The following is a 20,250-nucleotide window of genomic DNA, read 5'->3' as shown; positions in this document are numbered from 1 at the left end:
CCATGAGACAGTTTTTCGATAATTATCGCTTCATTGCCTCGAACAGGTCGCCGTTGGTTTTGCTGACTTTCATCTGATCAATCAGCGTTTCGATCGCTTCGACTTCGTTCATGCCGCCCATGAATCGGCGCAATACCCAGATGTTCTGGTACTCATCCTGATCCATAAGCAGTTCTTCCTTACGGGTACCGGATTTGGTGATATTGATCGCAGGGAAGGTACGTTTTTCAGCGATATTGCGCGACAGGTGCAGTTCCATGTTACCGGTACCTTTGAATTCCTCAAAGATAACCTCATCCATTTTAGAACCGGTATCGACCAGTGCCGTGGCGATAATTGTCAGAGAACCGCCTTCTTCGATATTACGTGCCGCACCGAAGAAACGCTTCGGACGATGCAGAGCGTTGGCATCGACACCACCGGTCAGGATTTTTCCGGAAGCCGGAACCACGGTGTTATAAGCACGCGCCAGACGGGTGATCGAATCAAGCAGGATAACCACGTCGGTTTTATGTTCAACCAGACGTTTGGCCTTTTCGATAACCATTTCCGCAACCTGAACATGGCGAGCGGCCGGTTCATCGAAGGTCGAGGAGATAACTTCACCTTTAACGGTACGCTGCATCTCGGTAACCTCTTCCGGACGTTCGTCGATCAGCAGGACGATCAGATAACAGTCTGGATAGTTTTCGGCAATGGACTGAGCCATCTGCTGCAGAATCACGGTTTTACCGGATTTCGGCGGCGCGACGATCAGACCACGCTGACCTTTACCGAATGGTGCTGCGATGTCGATAATGCGCGAAGTGATGTCTTCGGTCGAACCGTTGCCCAGCTCCATGCGCAGGCGCTCGTTGGCGTGCAGAGGCGTCAGGTTTTCGAAGGCGATCTTTTTGCGCGCGACTTCAGGGTCTTCAAAGTTGATCTTCTCAACCTTTAACAGAGCGAAATAACGCTCGCCTTCTTTCGGCGGGCGAATTTTGCCTTGAATGGTATCCCCTTTACGCAGGCCGAAACGGCGGATCTGGCTAGGCGAAACATAAAGGTCGTCCGGACCGGCAAGATAAGAACTGTCTTCGGTTCTCAAGAAACCAAAGCCATCCGGCAGAATTTCCAATACCCCTTCACCATAGATGTCTTCACCATTTTTGGAATGTGCTTTCAAAATGGCGAAAATCATGTCCTGTTTACGTAAACGGGCAAGATTCTCCAGTCCCATTGAGCTTGCTAGGTCAATAAGTTCTGCTGCTGAACGTTTTTTTAAATCTAATAAATGCATACTTCAATTTCGATTGTTTAATTGTGAGCGTGTAGCTGGGAAGCTGCAGTCGCAGTCGTATAGGATGTGTCTGTGAAGGGTTCACTCCCGAGCGGTGCCCGGAAGTGCAAGAAAATTCTTATAGGTTATCGTCTAGGAATTTAACCAGTTGAGATTTTGATAGTGCGCCGACCTGAGTTGCGTCCACTTCACCGTTCTTGAACAACATTAGGGTCGGGATACCACGTACACCGTATTTAGGAGGAGTTGTCGGGTTTTCATCGATATTCAGTTTGGCAACTTTTACTCGCCCTTCAAACTCAGTGGAAATTTCATCCAAAATTGGCGCGATCATTTTGCACGGGCCACACCATTCTGCCCAAAAGTCGACCAGTACCGGTACGTCTGACTGTAGCACTTCCGCTTCAAAGTTCGCGTCGCTTGTAGAAATCATGTTTTCTCCTTCTCTCTTGCATACTTTTATTTAGCTCCTTGCGCAAATACACCTCGCCCAAAATTTTTGGTTTTGAAAGCAAAATAGGGGGAAGAGTTGCGGAGCTTTTTTGTCTGAAATGACTTAAAAAGACTCAAAGACGAGCGTTTTTTAGAGTCTTTGAATCAATGAAGTTTTTTGAATTTGTTAATTATTACATTATTTAAAATTAAATAGCAAGAGATATCGTTGGAATTTTTTTGTTATTTGCGGGCATTTTCTACGCTTCCTTATTAAGGTGTATTTGGAGGGAGTTAGGCGGAAAAAAGGATCAAATTGGCGTAGGATATACGAATTATTCAAACAACCCGATCAACGGGTAAAAAGCTTCCAAGCGGACGATAAAGATTAATGGATATCTCCTTTATTTTAGATGATTTAAACGATGCCCAGCGTCAAGCGGTGACGCTGGATGAAAGTCACGGTTTGATTCTGGCCGGAGCCGGCAGCGGAAAAACGCGGGTGTTGGTGCATCGCATCGCCTGGCTGACCAAAGTCATGGGGTACTCGCCGTACAATATTCTGGCGGTGACCTTTACCAATAAAGCCGCCAACGAAATGCGCGGGCGTGTTGAAAACCTGATCGGGCAGCAGGCCGGCGGCTTGACGATGGGAACCTTTCATGGCATTGCGTATAGAATTTTGCGTCAGCATTACCAAGATGCGAATCTGCCGAATAATTTCCAGATTCTCGATGCCGACGATCAGAAGCGCGTTTTGAAACGGCTTTTGAAAGCAATGGAATTGGACGAGGCGCAATGGCCGGTCAAGCAGGTGCAGGCTTTTATTAACGGTGAAAAAGAAGAAGGGCGACGCCCGCATCATATCGAAATCGGTCATAACCCTTATGTCGCCAAACTGGTCGAAATCTATAAGGAGTATGAAGAGCTCTGCCAGCGCGGCGGTCTGGTGGATTTTGCCGAATTGCTGTTGCGCGCGCATGAGCTGTGGCTGAAGAAACCGCATATTCTCGGTCATTACCAGGCGCGCTTCCGTCACATTCTGGTCGACGAGTTTCAGGACACTAATACCCTTCAGTACGCCTGGCTGCGTGTCTTGGCTGGCGCCAGCGGTAAATTGTTTGTCGTCGGCGACGATGATCAGTCGATCTACGGTTGGCGCGGAGCGCGGGTGGAAAATATCCGTCAGTTCGATCAGGATTTTGCCGGCACGCTGATGGTGCGTCTGGAGCAGAATTATCGTTCGACCGGTACGATTCTGAAAGCGGCCAATGCGCTGATTTCGCATAACGACAGCCGTATGGGGAAACAGTTATGGAGTGCCGGCGAAGAAGGGGACCCGATCCTTCTATATGAGGCGTTTAACGAGTTTGACGAGGCGCGTTATGTCACCTCACAGATCGAAAACTGGGTTGAACAGGGCGGTCAGCGTGATGAAGTCGCGGTTTTGTACCGTTCCAACGCACAATCGCGAATGATCGAGCAGGCGCTGATGCAGGCGCAGATTCCGTACCGTGTTTATGGCGGCTTGCGCTTCTATGACCGGGCTGAAGTCAAAGACGTACTGGCGTATTTGCGTCTGGTGGTGAATCGCGAAGACGATGCTGCCTTCGAGCGGGTCTACAACCATCCGCCGCGCGGTATCGGTCAGAAAACCGCCGATTCGATCCGGCAGGTGGCTCGCGATCAGCAGATTTCGCTGTGGCAGGCTTCTCAGATGCTGCTTGAGAACAGTTTGAAAGCACGAGCCAAGACGGCGGTTCAAGGGTTTATTGATCTGATCGAGCAGCTACAGGATGCCTTGCACGCACAGGATCTTGAACAACAGTTCGTTAAAACCATTTCGCTGTCCGGGTTGCAGGCGCACTTTGAAAAGGATCAATCCGAGCAGGGACAGGGGCGATTGGAAAACCTTGATGAATTAATCAGCGCCGCCGCGCAATTCGATAATCGCGCCAAACAGCAGACGGCTGCCGGAATCAATACCGAAGAATCGGTTATGGCGGCCGAGGATGAGTCTGTCCGACTGGACGGCACGACCCTTATTGATAATCCGGAACAGAGTACTCTGGAAGAGTTTCTGGCACAGTCAGCATTGGAAGCGGGCGAACAGCAGGCAGATGCCTGGGAGTCCTGTGTGCAGCTGATGACAATGCACTCGGCCAAGGGGTTGGAGTTTCCGTTGGTATTTATGATCGGCATGGAAGAAGGGCTCTTCCCGTCGCAGCAGTCGCAGGAAGATGCTTCGCGTCTCGAAGAAGAGCGTCGTCTGGCCTATGTCGGTATTACCCGTGCCGAGAAACAGCTGATTATGACCTTCGCTCAACGCCGCCGTTTGCACGGTTCCGAGTTTTTTCCGGTGATGTCGCGCTTTATCAAAGAGATTCCGCCGGAGTATATTCAGGAAGTGCGTCTTTCCGGACGCGTGCAACCGACGATGGAGCGTGAAGGTTCGGCCGGTTTTACTTCGAGTGCAAGACAGAATGAGACCGGTTTTCAGATTGGAGAACGGGTCAGTCACGCTAAATTCGGGGACGGTATCGTGCTGAATTACGAAGGCAGCGGCGAGCATGCGCGGATTCATGTGAATTTCACCGAGTTCGGCAGCAAGTGGCTGGTATTGGCCTATGCCCGCCTGGAAAAACGCTAGAACTTCCTGAAGTTTTGCTACTCTGTGTTACTTGGCGCTCATTTAGTCTAGCTAAACTTCGCTTCAAGTGCCTTGATTAGCAAAACTTCAGAGTGTTCTAGAATTTTAAGGTCTGGTTTTGCTCGTCGCTTATTTAGAGTGACTGCAAAAACGTCTGGAACGGTTTTGAACGTAAGCCCCAAAGGGGTAAAGCACATGGATGTGCTTTATAAACCGCGCTCCGAGCGCCTTGATTAGCAAAACTTCAGAGTGTTCTAGAATTAAATAAAGTGGGATATTGATGCAAGCTTTATTGGAAATCGCTGACTTACAGGCGCCGGGAATGCGCCAGCCGGTTAACTGGCGGATTGATGCGGGGCAGCTATGGTTGCTGTACGGGCCTTCCGGCAGCGGTAAATCGCAATTGCTGAAAGCAGTGGCCGATCTGATCGCGCATGATGGCAAGGTTTTGCTTGAGGAGCAGGCGTCCGATTCCATGCCTGCCCCGGTTTGGCGACGGCAGGTGATGTATTTTTCGGCGGAAACTGCCTGGTGGCTGGAAACCGTTGGCGAGCATTTTGTCCAATCGCCTTCGACGCAGACGCTGCAGAAAATCGGCTTGGATAAATCGATTCTGCAGCAGCATCCGGATCAGCTTTCCAGCGGCGAAAAACAGCGCTTGGCGTTGCTTAGGGGGTTGGCATTCGAACCGAAAGTGTTGCTTTTGGATGAGACCAGTGCCAATCTGGATCCGGAGAGTACCTTGCAGGTGGAAACGCTGTTGCAGGACTATTTACGGCAGGAGCAAAGAGCTGCGATCTGGATCAGCCACGATCAATCGCAAAGAGAGCGCTTAGCATGTCCGACCTATTGCTGCTCCATTGAGGAGTTGCATAAGTCGCCGCAAGTACAGGAGGCCTGACGATGGAAACGCAGATGATTCTGATTAGTTACTGGGATCTGGCAATGCTTTCAGTACTGGTTGTATTAATGGGCAGCGTTTTATGGTTGCAGGGATTTACCCATGTCGGCCAGTATTTTTGGGCCAATGTGCGGGCGGTGGCGCAACTCTCTTTTATGGGCGTCTGGCTTACCTGGGTCTTTTATGCCGATAACCCGCTCTGGGTTGCGCTGGTGGGGTTGATTATGCTGCTGGCAGCCGGTTATGAGATTGCCAAGCGGCAGCAGTATCGTTTTCAGAAGTACAGCAGTATTCTGATCGGGCTTATGTCCCTTTCCGTTACCGCACTGGTGTTGCTGGTCGCCGTTTTGACGCTGGTCATTCAGCCAGATCCCTGGTATCAACCGCAATACGCTATTCCGCTTCTCGGGATGTTGCTCGGTAACAGCATGACGGCGATCGGCGTCGGCCTGGATAATTTAACCCGCAATACCAAACAGCTTAAGAATAAGGTCGAAGCGCAACTGGCATTGGGTTACAGTGCCAAAGAGTCGATGAAGTTTATTAAACAGCAGAGTCTGCACGCCTCGATGATTCCGGTAATCAATATGTTGGTCGCAGCCGGGGTCATTTCTCTGCCGGGAATGATGACCGGACAGATTCTTGCCGGTGCCAGTCCGATGGAAGCGGTTAAATACCAGATTATGATTATGCTGTTGATTGCGACATCGACCGCGGCGGGGACTTTGATTGCGGTAGAAATGGCGGCTAAGAAGCTGTTTGACGAGCGCCAGCGCTTACACTTGAGTGTTCTTGAAAAGGCGAAAAAATAGATGCGTATCGTTTATCTGCTCATGTTTGTGTTTTGCTTCGGGTCGTCTCAGGCGGCCGAGTGGCAGGGGCGTCTTGAGCAGATAGGCGATGCGGAAATTCCGCTTTTCGAATTGCAGCCGAAGGACGCTCAGGCACAGATTCTGTGGTTACCGTCGGAATACGGCGTTCTGAGTCAGGAACGAAAAATCGCCGAGCAACTGGCGGACAAAGGATTTTCAGTGACGATGCTGGATCCTTATGAAGCGCTGTTCCTTTCACCGACTCCCAGCGCTTTTGAGAAAATACCGACGGACTGGATCAGAATTCTGATTGAGCGTTTGCATGACGGGCAGAAACCTCTGTGGATTCTTGCCCCGAACCGGGCCGGTATTCTGGCGTTAAAGGCTTTGGAGGCTTATCAGCGCTCCGAGCCGCTCAGTCAGGTTGGTCTGTTGCTGATCAACCCCAATCTCTATCTCAATACGCCGGAACCGGGGAAATCGGCCGATTACTGGCCGCAGGTCAGCAATGCAAATTTACCGATATCTGTATTGCAGGCGGAACTCTCCCCGTGGCGTTGGCATTTGCTGGAGTTGCAGGAAACCCTAAGTCTTCAGGGAAGTGATGTTTTCATTCAGTTGATGCCGGAATTGCGGGACCGTTTCTATTTCCGTCCGGATGCCTTGCCGCGCGAGAAGCAGGCGGCGGATCGGCTCGCCGAACAGCTTATCGATGCCATGCATTGGCAGCTTCCTTACCTGACTGAATCACGACAAATTCATAAAGCGAGTGCACAGGCTCAGCCGAAAGCAACACGTTCCATAGAGTTAAATGTTTATCAGGGGATTCAGAATCTGCCATTAAAGCTGGTGAGTCTGCAGGGCGAGACGGTCGATTTGCAGCGTCTCAAGGGCAAGGTTGTGTTGCTGAACTTCTGGGCCAGCTGGTGTCCGCCTTGCGTGCATGAAATGCCGTCGATGGCGGCATTGAAAAAACAGCTGAAAAACCGGCCTTTTGAAATTCTCGCAGTTAATCTGGGCGAAGACCGCGAAACGGTGCAAGCGTTTAATCGCCAGCATCAGCTGAATTTTCCTGTTTTGCTCGACCCCGAAGGTAAAGCGGTAAAAGACTGGAAAGTCTTTGCTTATCCGAGCAGTTACGTAATCGATGCCGAAGGCGTTATCCGCTTTGCGCTTTTCGGTGGTACTGATTGGCAGGCCGAGCATCACTTGCTCAAACTCGAAGAGCTTTTGCAGGCTGCCTCGACCGCTGAACTTCCATAAAGATGAAAAGCTCCGTTGCGGATGTTTTTGTTAATTAACAGCCGTATCCCAAACTGGAGTGATCTGTTGACTTGCAAGCAGTAAAAACTCGGCGGCTCCTGTCGGGTTTAGCCCTCCTGCGGCATTATCAAACTCGTTGCCCGGTTCAATAAACGAGGAGAGCGCCTGCATTGGAAGCTGTTCCAGTGGAAGAATCTCTTCATTCTCGACCAGTAAACCTGCGCTGCCATCGATCAGGTACAGCTGCTTGTCAATAAAAGCCGCTGTCGGTTCGGTTGATTCATATAGCATGCTCTTCAAAGCCGCATTCGCTACCGGCAGCATCTGTTCGCCGATGAAATCGACCGATTGCAGCCCCGTTTCGAGTATTGCGACTGACTCTTTGGCGATTGATTGCGGCAAAGCGGTTAAGCCGGATTCAACGGTCTGCTGAAAATCGCCGGAGCCGGTACGGATTGCCGAGAATAATGAAAGCAGGCTCTGCTGGTATTCGGGGGCAAGCTCATTTAAGACGTCGAATACTTGTGTCACCTGCGGCGTAACCTGTTCATCGATTAATACCGGTACCGCTTTAAGATCGGTTCTGGCAATGTCGATTAAAGTGGCGCTCATCGGGTTGAGCGTTTGCGCGAAATCACCGATTCCCGATTGGACCACTTCCATTGCTTGTCCGTTGATTTCGCCCAGCTGGTTAAGCGCTTCTGCTACGGTTTGTGGGTCCGTTTTATCACCCAGAATGTTCGAAGCTTCAGCAGATACCGTCTTAGCCAGAGAGACAAGTGTTTCCGGCACTTTATTCAGAGGTTCGATCAGTGTGTCCAAGGACGGCAGCTCAGAGGGGGGCTTAACTCCGGAAGGCGTTAGACTGTGCACATTGTTCAAATGACGTTCTAACAGTTCGGTGTTTTGCAGGTTTTGTAAATGATTTTCCAGCAATTCGGTGTTGTGCAGGTTATTTAGGTGTCTCTCGAAAAGTTCAGAGAACGCGGTGATATTTTTGTTCAAAATGTCTATTGGCATGATCATGTCCGGTTAAGTTGTCTAAGCGACATGGTGTCGTTCTAACGTTTAAGTAATGCCATATTTCGATAAGGTATTACTTAAACGCTAGACGGCAAAAAAGGCGTAACGCGAAATTACGCCTTTCTTAATGTCTTCTTTAAGGCTTAATATTAGCCTGCGAAGAAGTCTTGGAAAGATTGAGCCGGGTTGAAGCCTTGTGGTGGCTGTAAACCGTCGAATGCGCTCATAAGTCCTTCTAGAGGATTGCCCATATCGCCAGGCGCTGCCGGCATTGGGTTTGCTCCTTCGACAAATGCTTGTGCCGGAGCGGTTGCCTCTGCGATGAAGCTGCCGATCAATCCGGATTCAGGTGCTTGCGGATCAATAATTCCGCTAAAGAATTCATCGCTTAAATAGCCGCCGGTTTCTTGAAGGCTGGCAATCAGTTCCTGGCCGAAGCCAGCCATGCTTTCAGGCATGCTTGCAAGGCCTTCCAGGCTAGTGACTACGGCTGTCGCAGAATCTTGAAATGCGGTTGCGACGGTTTCAGGATCAAAACTCTCGGCAATGCCGGTCAGCGTGCCTTGAACATCGATCATGCCGGATGCGTCGAACAGCGTTTGGGTCAGTGTCGCAATGGATCCTGAAGTTGTGGCTACCGTGCTTACGATTTCGTTCGCAGCGTTAACCATTTGCGGCAGTGCCGAACCGTCTTCTGTGGAGATTACTGAACCGATAACGGAGCTGGCGATTTGCGGAAGGCTTCCAACGGCCGTTGCGGCATAGGAGATGGTTCCCGCTGCATTGCTGATGCCTTCCACAAACATACCTGTGCCTTGAGCAGGAAGGCCTAGTAGAGCTGTTTGCGCTTCCTGCAAAGGTCCCATGTTCTCGCTGAGTGTTTCAATCGCCCCCGGAATTGCGCCGATAACCTCGGTGTTCAGTACCTCAAGTCCTCCGGCAAACGCTGCAGTCCCTTGGGAAATACCGCCGGTAACCGCTCCCAGTACATCTCCGTTGAAAGTCGCCAGTGCCTGATCGAAGCCGCCGGTCACACCCGAAAGAATACTGTTTCCCACTTCGGCTGCTGTCGGCAGTCCGCCTTCGGTCAGAGAATCAAGGCCAGGAAGTCCGGCATCGCCCATTCCAGGAAAGGAAGGGGTTGGCATCTCGCCTAGGCCTGAGAAAGGTGACTCGCCGATACCTGAAGAGATAAGTCCGGTTAGCATTTCCAACCCGCTAAGCGGATTGGCTGCTTCACCGGGAAAGTTGTTAAAAAGCGTTCCTTCAGGCGTTTCTGTTTCAAATGGAGTGCCTGTAAATAGCATTGCCATGGTTTATTATCCTTCGTCTGTAATTATTGTTAATAAGTTATTGATATATTTTCTAAATCGCGTATCGATTCAGGTTCGCAAACTTGCCGGCAAGAAAGCTCCGGAAGCGAAATTCCGGATTTCCCATTAAAAATAAAGGGTGGTATTTCTGACTAGTAAAATTTGCTTACTGAGGCATGGTAAAGGCTAAGAACGCTTTTATCTATATTCAGGAAGTGAAATCGTTTTTAAAATTTTTCTTGGATAATTAGTTTTTTTTATAGATGAATGCTCGGAGGATAAATTTCTGTAGGCAGGGAAAGGCGCTTTCTGCGAATTACAGGACTGCTTTTAACCAAAATTCCTTTATAATCCAAAGAATGGAACTCTCTCAAGCCGCTTCGCCAACGCTGCAATCGCGATTTTTCTTAAATCCATTCCGCTTCTGGAAATGGATTTTGTTGCTATTTGTATTGGCGCAGACGGCGGCGGTCATTCACGCCGAGGTTCACCCTTTCCATGAACACTCTGCGTACTGTGATGCCTTTGATCAGGCTTCCGAGCCGCGAGTTCACAGTGCTTTTTTCAGTTTTTTGGCTCCCGGTTTTTCCACGCCGGAGTATCTTCCGACACTCTATTCGTTTGTCGTTCAAATTAGGGCTTATGCCTCCTATTCCGTCCGCGCGCCACCAAGCCTGAATCCGTAATCCTTCATACGTAATGAACCCGTTCGTCTGCATTCGAGGCAGTAACGTTCAGGGAGGATTGCGTACAAATTAACTGATTCAGGAAAAGAGAGATGAGATTAAATCGATTAACGCTGGCTATTGCGATGGCCGGTGGTATACCTTTGTCTGCTTATGCAGATCAGACAAGCGGCACCGTACTGGAAAACATTACCGTATCGGCGTCACCGATTCACGAGCATGAAGCTTTTGAAGTGCCGTCGCAAATTGATGCGGTGGATGAAGAGGCTAAACGCGCTTTGCAAAGCGGCTCTTTAGGTGAAATGCTGTCGCAGACGCCCGGAGTGAACAACCTGTCGGCCGGCCCACAATCCGGCAAGCCTGTGATTCGCGGCATGACCGGCGAGCGTGTAAAAGTTTTATCGAACGGGAGCAGCACAGATTATCAGGCTTATGGAACACGTCATTTGCCGAATGTCGATCCTTACCTTGCCGGACGTATTGAGGTGATCCGCGGGCCGCAGAGTGTTCTGTACGGTTCGGAAGCCTTGGGGGGCGTGGTCAATGTATTATCCGATCCGCTGCCGTTTGAGCAGGAACAGCACGGCGAAGTGGATTTTGAACTTAATAGCAATAATGATGAGATGCATTTCGGTACTAAGGTCGGTGCCGGCTCGCGTAATTTCGCTATCAGCGCCGGTGCGAGCATCCGCAAAGCAGACGATTTCAAGGTTCCGAATGCGGATACCGCCGTCAGTCCAACTCCGGCCTCTCCGGCGGATGATCGTCCCTTGTTTGTCGGTACGGTTCCCTATACCAATTTTGAAAATCGGGCAGCGAATATCGGTTTAGGTTGGCGTCAGGATTGGGGTCAAGTCACTTTGCGCCACCAGATTTGGCAGTCGAAACAGAACTATTTGGGAATTGAAGCGGACGGGCCGAATAGCGAATTTGAGGCATTGCCGACCGGACAGAAGTTGAGTAATCAGGAAACCCAGTTGAGCGCGGAAATTTTTTCCGGCGACTGGATTTTGAAGCCTTCCTGGGTGTATACGCTGAACAAACGTGAAGCGGCGCACGATTTGCCATATGAAACCATGGCGCAGGATGAAGGCGAAGACCATTATCTAAATCTGGAAGTGAAACGCCACGACTGGAAAATGGCTGCAGAACACCCTGCATTCGGTGATTTCGAGGGGGAGATCGGGGTTGAGTTCAGCGAAAAAGAGCAGCGTCTGTTGTCCGGGCATCTGACGCCAAGCGCCGATGTCAGCAAACAGGCGGTGTATCTGTTTGAAGAGGCGGATTATGATCGCTGGCTGGTGCAGGTCGGAGCGCGTTATGACTGGCATCATGTATATGCGCCGGTAGACGGTAATAATGAACACTTTACCGAAGAAGCGGGTATTTTTGACGAGTCCAATAATGAACGCGATTTCGCAGTTTGGTCCGGGTCGCTCGGTACCACCTATCGCCTGAATGACAGCTGGAGCCTGGCTGGGAATATTGCCCGCGGTTTCCGTGCCCCGAGCATTTTCGAACTCTATGCCGGTGGTGAGCACGGCGGTGTTCAGGCGTATCAGATCGGAAATCCGGAGCTTGAAGAAGAGACGGCGTTGAACACCGATCTGTCTTTGCGCTGGGACAACGGATCTACCCGTATGGTGGCGACCGCTTATCAGAACTGGGTCGATAATTATATTTATCTGGCCAATACAGGGCTGTGTCGCGGATCCGAAGGTTCGCCAAATGAAGGTGAAATTGTCGCCTGTGATTCGGGCGGAGCTTTGCCTGAAATGCAGGCGCAGCAGACGGATGCGGTTATTCGCGGTTTTGAATTCAACATTGATCACCGCTGGAACAAGCAGTGGCAGTCGTCTTTGGCTTTGGAGTGGATTGAGGGGCGCGACGAAGATAATTCGCGTGATCTGCCTCTGATTCCGGCGCATAATATGCTGATTCAAAACAGTTATTTGCCGGCGGATTGGAACGGCTTTACCCGTCAGAAGTGGACCGTGGAAACCAAACTGGTGGCGGATAAAGACTCGGCCGGTGCTTATGAGCCTTTCTCTCAGTTCGACAATATGTCGATCGGTCGCGCTTCAACCGAGGCTTATGCACTTTGGAATCTGCGTTACTCGGCGATGATTAAAGGCTCGCAGAATCAGAAACTGTATATGAATCTGGCTGTCGAGAATCTGTTTGACAAGTCCTATGTCGATTTCCTGGATACCTATAAAGGTTATACTTTGGCGCAAGGACGGAACTTCAAATTGAATCTGCGCGTGGATTTCTAAAAAAGTCTTGTAGATTTGTTTTGAAACCCCGGCGCGATTTCGCTCCGGGGTTTTTTTTTGCCCAAAAAAGAGGCGTACTACGCTGAAGTTAGTGCAAGTGTTGCGTTTTCTGTTTCGAAAATATCATATCGCAGGTAGCTGCTTTTGGGTTGTTTCAAGATTAAGGCTCCGATTTCCTCAAGATAGTGGTAATTGGAGTGGGTTGCTTTAAAGGTCAGGTGCTTACGGCCTTTGGCAATCAGGATATAATTGGGGTTTGACATAAACGCCTCCTGAAAAAGAAGTGGATCTTAGGCAAATTGGATTGAATTTTACTGACATTTTGTGAACGCTTTATGATTGTTAACGCAATATTGATGCCAGTAGAACAAGAATCCTTGAAATTTGTTTAGAGAGTCCTTATATATGCGGGCAGAAAAAGAATTCGTTAAGGAGCTTGAATGAGCAAGGATTATTACCAGATTTTAGGTGTGTCGCGAGCGGCCAGTGATGCGGAAATCAAAAAAGCCTATCGTAAGCTGGCGGCTAAATATCATCCGGATAAGAAGACCGGGGATGAAGCCAAGTTTAAAGAACTTTCCGAAGCTTATGAAACCCTGAGCGATCCGGAAAAACGTAATATGTATGACCAGTTCGGTTCGAATTATCAGCAGGCCGGTGCAGGAGGCTTTGGTGGCGGTTTCGGTGGCGCAGGTGGATTCGGCGGCGCTGACTTCGGGGATATCTTTGGCGATATGTTTGGTGGCGGTGCTGGTGGTTTCGGTGGCGCAGGCGGTTTTGGCGGTCAGCGTCAAGCGCGCCCACGTAAGGGGGAAGATCAGGTTGCCAAAGTTATGGTCAGTCTGGAGGAGGCCATTGAAGGTTGTGAGCGCGTAATCAATGTCGAAACCGGCGTCTCCAGCTCGCGCAGTCATTCCTATGATACGAAGCCGATTAAGGTGCGTATTCCGGCTGGAGTCCTGCAGGACCAGAAGATTCGCGTTAAGGAAAAAGGATTTCAGGGCGTGAATGGCGGTCCACGCGGTGATGTGATTATTGAAATCAATCTGCAGAAGCACCCGAATTTTAAAGTGGACGGCAAGGATGTGATCGTTGAGCTTCCGGTTACGCCATGGGAAGCCGCTTTGGGTGCCAAGGTGGAAATTCCGACCCTGAAAGGAAAGGTCAAGATGTCGATTGCAGCGGGCACACAATCGGGTGCGAAAATGCGCCTGAAAGGTCGCGGGTTAGGTAAAGAGCCGGGAAACCAGTACGTAGTGATCCAAATTCATACGCCACCGGCCGATTCAGAGCAGGCTAAGGCATTGTATGAGCAAATGGCTGAAATTATGCCATTCAATCCTCGAGAAGAGGGTGTGCAGACCGTGTAATTGTTACGCGCTTCTGTTAGAGAGAAAACGCACTCCGGATGAGTCTGGTGTGCGTTTTTTTATTTGTGCTGTGGCTTCCTTTACGACTTGTTCGGCAAGCGACGGTTTAGATTGATGGCAAATCCGGAAACCGTCTGCTGCAAGGCTTTGGATTGGCGGTCGACGTCGCCGGAAAATTCCGAGAGCGATTCTACAAGATGGGCGTTTTGCTGAGTCGTCTGGTCGATATTACTGATCGCCTGATTGACTTGAGTGATGCCTGTTGCTTGTTCCGAACTGGATTGGTTGATTCTGGCAATCAGCTCGTTGACCTCGTGAATGGCCGAGCGGATCTCCTGTAAGGCTTCACTGGATTGTCCGGCAAGTTCGGTCCCTTTGTGAATCTGCTCTACAGTATTGTCGATTAGTTGTTTGATCTGGTTGGCGGCATCGGCCGAGTTACCTGCCAGATTGCGGACTTCTCCGGCAACGACCGCAAAACCGCGCCCGGCTTCACCGGCTCGAGCGGCTTCAACCGCGGCATTTAACGCCAGAAGGTTGGTCTGGAAAGAGATGCTGTCGATCAGGCCGATAATATTACTGATCTGTTCGCTGGCGCTTTCGATACCGTGCATCGCTTCAATAGTCTGGTTCATGATCAAAACCCCTTGTTGGGTTTTGTCTTGAGCTTTCTCGGCCAGTTGATAAGCCTGTTGCGCACTGTCCGAGTTGCTGCGTACCGAAGAGGTCATCTGTTCCATCGAAGAAGCGGTCTGTTCCAGTGCGGCGGCCTGATTTTGCGTGCGTTCATTCAGGTCCATGCTGCCGTGAGAGATTTGGTCTGCACCGCGGGTGACTTCGTCGGAGGCGTTGCGGATGGTTGCGACCATTTCGGACAGGTGGTCGATAGAGTGATTCAGCGCCGTTTGCAGCTCCAGCAGCTCACCGTCGTATTTGCCTTCGACCAGACGGGTAAGATCGCCTTCCGACATGGCTTTGGCCGACAAGGTAATCTCATCGATCGCTTTTTCAATTTCTTCCAGTGAGGCGTTGACCGAATGTTTTAACTTGACCATATCGCCTTTTAAATCACCGGTTACTCGATGCGAAAATTCACCTTTTGCTGCGAATTCCATCGCTTCGGAAATTGTATTCACGGCAACATCCATCTGCTGCATCGCGTTATCAACCTGCTGTTTAAGTTCTCCTTTGACGTTTTGATCCAAACGTACCGAGAAATCGCCCTCGGCGATACCGAGCATAACTTCCGATAGGGCCTGCATGGTCGTTTCCACGCTTTGCGCAGAGAGATTGATATCCTCCTTGAGATCGGACAAATCGCCATGTAGATCGCTGTTGACCCGTAGATTGAATTGACCCTGACTGATGGAGTGCATCACAAGACGGATTTCCTTAAAGGCCATATCCAGACTCTGCATTAGATGATTGAGTGCTTGAGCCGCTTCGGCGATTTCATCCTTGCCGGATACCGGGTGCCGTTGGCTGAAATCACCGCTTTGCTGGATGTTTTTCATGGTTTCGACCAAATCCTGCACCGGACGCGAGATACTGCGGGCAATCAGATAGGCCGCCGTGCTGATAAGCAACAAGCCAACTATAACCATCCACCAGGTCGATTTTTGTAGCGCTTCCGAGCTGGCAAAAGCTTCTTCCTGCGACATCTCTGTTACCAGTACCCACTCAGTTTCTTCAATTTTCAGTGGCGTGTAGGCACTGATGACTTCGGTGCCTTGAAAGCTGCTGCCGGTTTGTACGCCGCTGTCGCCTTGCAAAGCCGTCTTAAAGGTATGATGGGCGCCAGTCTCGTTACGATGGGTAAAGGCATAGAGTACGCTGTGTTTTGGGTCGAGGCTGGCATCGGTGCGCATCAGGCCGTCGCTGCCGATAATGAAGCTGTCGCCGCTACTGCCCATTCCCGAGCGGTCGCTCATAATGGCATTGAGTTCCTCATAGGTAAACTCAACGGCAAGCAGGCCGATTTTTTTTCCTTCAAATACGACCGGAGCAACCATGAATGCGACCGGCGTTTTGCCAGCAGGGGCGTATTGGCTGAAATCGATAAAAGCGGTTTGACCTTCGGTCAGATTGCGGGCTTTTTGCCAGGCCTGAGCCAGTGCGGAACCTTGCCAGTTCGGTTGTTGCAGATCAATCCCGAAGTCGCCCTGTTTGCTGACGGAATAGAGAACGCGTGCAGAATCTTTATCAAGCAGATAGAGGTCGTTGAAATGGCTGTTCGTAATGAATTTGTGCACCACCGGCTGCATTGAAGCGTGAATGGCGTGGTAGGCGGATTTGCTGGTCCCTTTAAGCAGTTTCCAGCGTTGATCTTTCGGGTTTTCGTTGCCGGCGATATAGTCGCTCTGCATCAATAGGGCAATGTCGTCAAGCTGAGTAACCGCTTTTCTAAGCCAGGTTTTGGCGGCATCGCTGTCTGCTTCCGAAGCAAGTTTGGCGCTCAGTTTCTCGCGAATAGCTTGCTTGTCGTTGTCGGAGAGGGTATCGGACAGTGCCTGATAGCTTTTGACCTGGGGTGGCAGATAAAACATTGCTTGGAGGATAACCTGCGTATCGGCAAGGGTCAGCACCTCACGGCGTACCGTTTCGAAATATCTTTGGACTGAAGCTTTCTTGTTATCGCGCACCGATTCCAATTGTTGGACTGCGAGAGTGTGTAACCCCTGATCGGCTTTATGGATAGCCAGAGAGGCGAAAATAAACAGAGGGATTAAACCGATAAGAAGGAAGCTGATGATCAGTTTTGGGAGCAGTTTCATAGTGATGCCCAATCCATTTTTAAAAGTAAGGTTATTATATGTCTTTCGAACAACTACGCTAATGGGCTGGTAGTAACAAAGCCAAAAAACTTATTTCACCTTATTTTTTTGCTTAAAATGGCACGGTTGATTTTTGATAAAAAGGTAGAGAAACACATGAAACGTAGAGAGTTTTTAGGAGCTGTGGCGGGCGCAACTGCTGCCACGGCGTTAACGGCTTGTGGTTCCGGTGAAGACAATACTCAGGCTGCGCAGGCGATGCAGCCACAGAAAACCTACGAGTGGAAAATGGTTACCACTTGGCCGAAAAACTTTCCGGGATTGGGAACGGGCGCAAATAATATTGCGAAGTTGATTAATGAGATGTCCGGTGGCCGAATCAAGGTTAAAGTTTATGGAGCCGGAGAGCTGGTCGGTGCCTTTGAGGTTTTCGATGCGGTTTCCCAGGGGAATGCACAGTTGGGCCACGCCGGCGCTTACTATTGGAAAGGAAAAATCCCATCGGCGGCTTTCTTTTCGTCGGTTCCTTTCGGTTTGACGGCTCAGGAAATGAACGCCTGGCTTTACTACGGCGGAGGTATGGAGCTTTGGGAAGAGGCTTATAAGCCTTTCGGTCTGATTCCGAATCCGGGTGGTAACTCCGGTACACAGATGGGCGGATGGTTTAACAAAGAAATCAATTCCCTGGATGATCTGAAAGGTCTGAAAATGCGTATGCCGGGACTGGGCGGCGAAGTTTTGAAACGGGCCGGCGGAATTCCGGTGACTTTGCCGGGTGGAGAGCTTTTCCCATCATTGCAATCCGGTGCCTTGGATGCGACCGAGTGGGTCGGGCCATACAATGATTTGGCGTTCGGGCTCTATAAAGTGGCGAAATACTACTACACTCCAGGTTGGCATGAGCCGGGGACCACTATGGAGTGCATGATCAACGAGAAAGCATTTAACGAATTGCCTGAGGATCTTCAGAGTATCGTGCGCAATGCGCTTAAGGTGGCGAATGCCGATATGCTGGCTGAATATACGGCTCGTAACCAGCAGGCATTGCAGACGCTTATCAACAAGCATAAAGTTGAACTGCGCCACTTCCCGGATGAAGTGCTTATTGAGTTGAAGAAAATTTCCGAACAGGTGATTGAGGAAGAAGCCAAGGCGGATCCGCTGTCAGAGAAAGTCTGGGCGTCGCAGAAAGCCTTTAAGGAACAGGTTTCTCAATGGACGGCTGTATCCGAAGGGGCTTTCCTGAAAGCGCGTTCGTTATAGGCTACTGCCACTGCTTTTATACACTGAGTCAGTCATTGACTGATTTAGTGGTTGAATCATCAAGCAGAGCCGACAAATAAAAAAGCCCTCATATGAGGGCTTTTTTATTGTCCTGACAGAAAGGGATTATTTCTGTTCAGGAGCTTTCTCGTAGTTCAACTGAATGCCTAAGGCTTCAACCAATGAACCCATACCGTTCAGAACGCGGTATTTTGCGATCATGTAATCGTTTTCACTGGTAACAAGCGCAATTTTAGCGCGAATGTATTCGTCTTCAGTGTTCAATAGGTCAAGCAATGAACGGCGACCCAGGCTGAATTGCTGGCGGTAACCTTTCAAGGTTTCCAAAGTGGAGTCGATTTGCTGCTGTTGGAAGATTAGCTGCTCGCCTAGGAAGTTTGTCGCTTCCCATGCATAGCGAAGGTTTTCGATCGCTTCACGGCGAGTGTTGTTGCGTACTTCTGCAGACTGGTAGATATCAGCCGCCGCGCGGTCGACAACTGCCTGGTCTTTACCACCGTTAAACAGGTTGTAACGAAGGCGCAGCATGGCCTGGAAGTCTTCGTACTTGCCTTCGATACCGTTGATGTTTTCGTCAAACGTCTGCATGACTTCAACATCTACGCGAGGATAGTAAAGCTTTTGTGCCGTAGCATACTGAGCGCGTGCACTGGTGATATCAGCATTGGCCGAACGCAGAGTAGGGTGCTGCATTAGGGCGGTGTTAATTGCTTCTTCCAGTGTGTTTGGAATCGTGATGTCCATGTTTGGCTTGATCAAGTCACTGTCAGGGAAACGGCCAAGAACTCGGTGGAAACGAGTCAGTACATCCTGATAGTTATTTTTCGCTGCGGTAACGTTAGCGTTTGCCAGGGCTAGACGAGCTTTTGCCTGATCGACTTCAACCTGGTTTCCGACACCGGCCTGACTGCGTTGAACGATCTGATCCAGAATACGTTCGTGTGTCAGTTTGTTTTCTTCGGCCAGGTTAAGAAGCTGCTGTTCTTTCAACAGGTTCATATAAGCGGAAACCATATCTAGAGCAACTTTGTTCGCCGCCGCTTTGGTTGCGAATTTAGAGGACTCTAAACGCGCTTCCTGACGTTTGATTTCATTTTGCGTACCGAAACCTTCAAATAGGTTTTGGGTCAGGCTGATGGAAGCTTCTCTGCGATCTAGATCGGTTTCTTCCTGGCCTTCGATCTCCAGTTTTTCCTTACCGATACCTGCACCCAGGTCTACAGATGGCAACCAGCCGCCTTCAGCGCCTCTTAAGTCAGCTTCAACCCCTTGTTTTTCTTTGACTTGCTGTCTGAATTCAGGGCTGTGCAGAATTGCGTCTTCAACCGTTGGTACCAGCTCAATTGCCTGCGCGGAAGTTGCAAAACTGTTGAGGGCAAGAGCGCTGCTTAGCGCGACAAGTAGTTTAGGAAAGCGTTTGTTCATAGTCATCGTCTCTATCAATGCAAAATCTTTAAAAATGTTTAAGGCCAGTTTTTAATTTTCAAAACCAGAGAAAGTCGGTCCGTGACCTCCAATTTTTCGAAAACATTACGCAAATGCGCTTTAACGGTTCTTTCTGTAATCCCAAGTTGTTCAGCAATTTCACGATTGCTTTTGCTCTGTAATACCAATTCGGTGGTTTCAATCTCACGTTCGGTCAGTGGATCTTTCCACTCATCCTTCGGTTCCTGATTGACCATCAGGGATTGGCAAATCGCCTGCATGATCGAAGGTCCCAGCCAGACGCTGTCGGCTTTTACCGTTGCAACAATCTGTTCAATTCGTTGCTTCGCGGCAAAAGTGTTGGCGTAACCTCTGATGCCATTCTGGAATAACTTAATGCCTTCCGCATCGTTAGGGGTATTGCTCAAGGCAACCACTCCGTATCCCTGTTTGGCTAATCTGATGATTTCATCAGTTGGCGCCGTATCGTCAATCTGGATAAAAATTAATTGATCCTGTGCTGGAAAGTCAACTATTTCATCTAGATTGTTTAAGGTTAAACATTCTCCGGAACAAGTTGAAACCCAATTTTCTAACGCATTTTTATCTTTTATATAGAGCAATAGAGGTTTCATCTATCAATTGGTCGCCAATAATATGATGTAAGTTATTCTAAATGTAAAATTGTGCCATATGCAACCGGATTTTAAACCCAGAGTGAATGGATGTTATCTTTTATCAAGCAAAATCACTAATTGAATC

Annotated in this window: 16 protein-coding genes; 8 read left to right on the top strand and 8 right to left on the bottom strand. The window is 49.6% G+C overall.

The features are described from left to right. Window positions 1–22: 22 nt before the first annotated feature. Entirely contained in the window at window positions 23–1,279 is a 1,257-nt protein-coding gene (rho, locus tag HQN79_RS11165) for a transcription termination factor Rho (protein WP_173286555.1), read from the bottom strand. Window positions 1,280–1,397: 118 nt separating this feature from the next. Beyond that, a complete protein-coding gene (gene trxA / locus HQN79_RS11160) occupies window positions 1,398–1,712 on the bottom strand; it encodes a thioredoxin TrxA (protein WP_173286553.1) in 315 nt (104 codons plus the stop codon). A 390-nt stretch (window positions 1,713–2,102) separates the two neighbouring features. Between trxA and uvrD the strand changes: the two genes are divergently transcribed. The 4 genes from uvrD (at window position 2,103) to HQN79_RS11140 (ending at window position 7,337) form a co-directional block, all read left to right on the top strand. Further along, window positions 2,103–4,361, top strand: coding sequence for a DNA helicase II (gene uvrD / locus HQN79_RS11155; RefSeq protein ID WP_173286551.1), 2,259 nt, complete (start codon window positions 2,103–2,105; stop codon window positions 4,359–4,361). 280 nt (window positions 4,362–4,641) lie between these two features. Next, a complete protein-coding gene (locus tag HQN79_RS11150; RefSeq protein ID WP_238843375.1) occupies window positions 4,642–5,262 on the top strand; it encodes an ABC transporter ATP-binding protein in 621 nt (206 codons plus the stop codon). Window positions 5,263–5,264: 2 nt separating this feature from the next. After that, window positions 5,265–6,074, top strand: coding sequence for an ABC transporter permease (locus HQN79_RS11145; protein ID WP_238843374.1), 810 nt, complete (start codon window positions 5,265–5,267; stop codon window positions 6,072–6,074). Next, complete coding sequence (locus HQN79_RS11140; RefSeq protein WP_173286549.1) at window positions 6,075–7,337, top strand: TlpA disulfide reductase family protein; 1,263 nt, start codon at window positions 6,075–6,077, stop codon at window positions 7,335–7,337. 30 nt (window positions 7,338–7,367) lie between these two features. Here the strand turns inward: HQN79_RS11140 and HQN79_RS11135 are convergent, their stop codons facing one another. Both HQN79_RS11135 and HQN79_RS11130 read right to left on the bottom strand, forming a co-directional pair. Next, complete coding sequence (locus tag HQN79_RS11135; protein WP_173286547.1) at window positions 7,368–8,357, bottom strand: hypothetical protein; 990 nt, start codon at window positions 8,355–8,357, stop codon at window positions 7,368–7,370. 152 nt (window positions 8,358–8,509) lie between these two features. Further along, on the bottom strand, window positions 8,510–9,673 hold the full coding sequence (locus HQN79_RS11130) for a hypothetical protein (protein ID WP_173286545.1): 1,164 nt from the start codon (window positions 9,671–9,673) through the stop codon (window positions 8,510–8,512). Window positions 9,674–10,110: 437 nt separating this feature from the next. On the opposite strand from HQN79_RS11130, the gene HQN79_RS11125 reads away from it, so the two are divergent. Continuing rightward, complete coding sequence (locus HQN79_RS11125; RefSeq protein WP_173286543.1) at window positions 10,111–10,359, top strand: hypothetical protein; 249 nt, start codon at window positions 10,111–10,113, stop codon at window positions 10,357–10,359. A gap of 92 nt (window positions 10,360–10,451) precedes the next feature. Continuing rightward, entirely contained in the window at window positions 10,452–12,635 is a 2,184-nt protein-coding gene (locus HQN79_RS11120; RefSeq protein ID WP_238843373.1) for a TonB-dependent receptor, read from the top strand. A gap of 77 nt (window positions 12,636–12,712) precedes the next feature. Here HQN79_RS11120 and HQN79_RS11115 read toward each other — a convergent pair whose 3' ends face one another. Further along, a complete protein-coding gene (locus HQN79_RS11115) occupies window positions 12,713–12,898 on the bottom strand; it encodes a hypothetical protein (RefSeq protein WP_173286541.1) in 186 nt (61 codons plus the stop codon). 177 nt (window positions 12,899–13,075) lie between these two features. Between HQN79_RS11115 and HQN79_RS11110 the strand changes: the two genes are divergently transcribed. Continuing rightward, the gene (locus tag HQN79_RS11110; protein ID WP_173286539.1) at window positions 13,076–14,005 is read left to right on the top strand and encodes a DnaJ C-terminal domain-containing protein; all 930 of its coding nucleotides are present in this window, start codon (window positions 13,076–13,078) and stop codon (window positions 14,003–14,005) included. An 80-nt stretch (window positions 14,006–14,085) separates the two neighbouring features. Here the strand turns inward: HQN79_RS11110 and HQN79_RS11105 are convergent, their stop codons facing one another. Next, window positions 14,086–16,779 (bottom strand): methyl-accepting chemotaxis protein, encoded by a 2,694-nt coding sequence (locus HQN79_RS11105; RefSeq protein WP_173286537.1) that lies wholly within the window; start codon window positions 16,777–16,779, stop codon window positions 14,086–14,088. Between the two features lie 156 nt (window positions 16,780–16,935). Here HQN79_RS11105 and HQN79_RS11100 point away from each other — a divergent pair, with 156 nt between their 5' ends. Further along, window positions 16,936–18,042 carry a TRAP transporter substrate-binding protein gene (locus tag HQN79_RS11100; RefSeq protein ID WP_173286535.1) on the top strand — a complete coding sequence of 369 codons (1,107 nt, stop codon included), beginning with the start codon at window positions 16,936–16,938 and terminating at the stop codon, window positions 18,040–18,042. 126 nt (window positions 18,043–18,168) lie between these two features. Here HQN79_RS11100 and HQN79_RS11095 read toward each other — a convergent pair whose 3' ends face one another. After that, on the bottom strand, window positions 18,169–19,488 hold the full coding sequence (locus tag HQN79_RS11095; protein ID WP_173286533.1) for a TolC family outer membrane protein: 1,320 nt from the start codon (window positions 19,486–19,488) through the stop codon (window positions 18,169–18,171). Between the two features lie 38 nt (window positions 19,489–19,526). Then, a complete protein-coding gene (locus HQN79_RS11090; protein ID WP_173286531.1) occupies window positions 19,527–19,916 on the bottom strand; it encodes a response regulator transcription factor in 390 nt (129 codons plus the stop codon). Between the last annotated feature and the right edge of the window lie 334 nt (window positions 19,917–20,250).

The organism is Thiomicrorhabdus xiamenensis, assembly GCF_013282625.1.
GTDB lineage: Bacteria > Pseudomonadota > Gammaproteobacteria > Thiomicrospirales > Thiomicrospiraceae > Thiomicrorhabdus > Thiomicrorhabdus xiamenensis.
Note: the sequence above shows the minus strand (reverse complement) of the source record. Positions and strands in the feature narration are given on the sequence as shown.

Excerpts from the sequence above, each read along its gene's own strand:
- HQN79_RS11120 (WP_238843373.1), top strand. The coding sequence starts at position 10,452 with ATGAGATTAAATCGATTAACGCTGGCTATTGCGATGGCCGGTGGTATA.
- HQN79_RS11145 (WP_238843374.1), top strand. The coding sequence starts at position 5,265 with ATGGAAACGCAGATGATTCTGATTAGTTACTGGGATCTGGCAATGCTT.
- HQN79_RS11135 (WP_173286547.1), bottom strand. The coding sequence starts at position 8,357 with ATGCCAATAGACATTTTGAACAAAAATATCACCGCGTTCTCTGAACTT.
- HQN79_RS11095 (WP_173286533.1), bottom strand. The coding sequence starts at position 19,488 with ATGAACAAACGCTTTCCTAAACTACTTGTCGCGCTAAGCAGCGCTCTT.
- HQN79_RS11105 (WP_173286537.1), bottom strand. The coding sequence starts at position 16,779 with ATGAAACTGCTCCCAAAACTGATCATCAGCTTCCTTCTTATCGGTTTA.
- HQN79_RS11150 (WP_238843375.1), top strand. The coding sequence starts at position 4,642 with ATGCAAGCTTTATTGGAAATCGCTGACTTACAGGCGCCGGGAATGCGC.
- rho (WP_173286555.1), bottom strand. The coding sequence starts at position 1,279 with ATGCATTTATTAGATTTAAAAAAACGTTCAGCAGCAGAACTTATTGAC.
- HQN79_RS11130 (WP_173286545.1), bottom strand. The coding sequence starts at position 9,673 with ATGGCAATGCTATTTACAGGCACTCCATTTGAAACAGAAACGCCTGAA.
- trxA (WP_173286553.1), bottom strand. The coding sequence starts at position 1,712 with ATGATTTCTACAAGCGACGCGAACTTTGAAGCGGAAGTGCTACAGTCA.
- HQN79_RS11140 (WP_173286549.1), top strand. The coding sequence starts at position 6,075 with ATGCGTATCGTTTATCTGCTCATGTTTGTGTTTTGCTTCGGGTCGTCT.
- uvrD (WP_173286551.1), top strand. The coding sequence starts at position 2,103 with ATGGATATCTCCTTTATTTTAGATGATTTAAACGATGCCCAGCGTCAA.
- HQN79_RS11100 (WP_173286535.1), top strand. The coding sequence starts at position 16,936 with ATGAAACGTAGAGAGTTTTTAGGAGCTGTGGCGGGCGCAACTGCTGCC.
- HQN79_RS11110 (WP_173286539.1), top strand. The coding sequence starts at position 13,076 with ATGAGCAAGGATTATTACCAGATTTTAGGTGTGTCGCGAGCGGCCAGT.
- HQN79_RS11115 (WP_173286541.1), bottom strand. The coding sequence starts at position 12,898 with ATGTCAAACCCCAATTATATCCTGATTGCCAAAGGCCGTAAGCACCTG.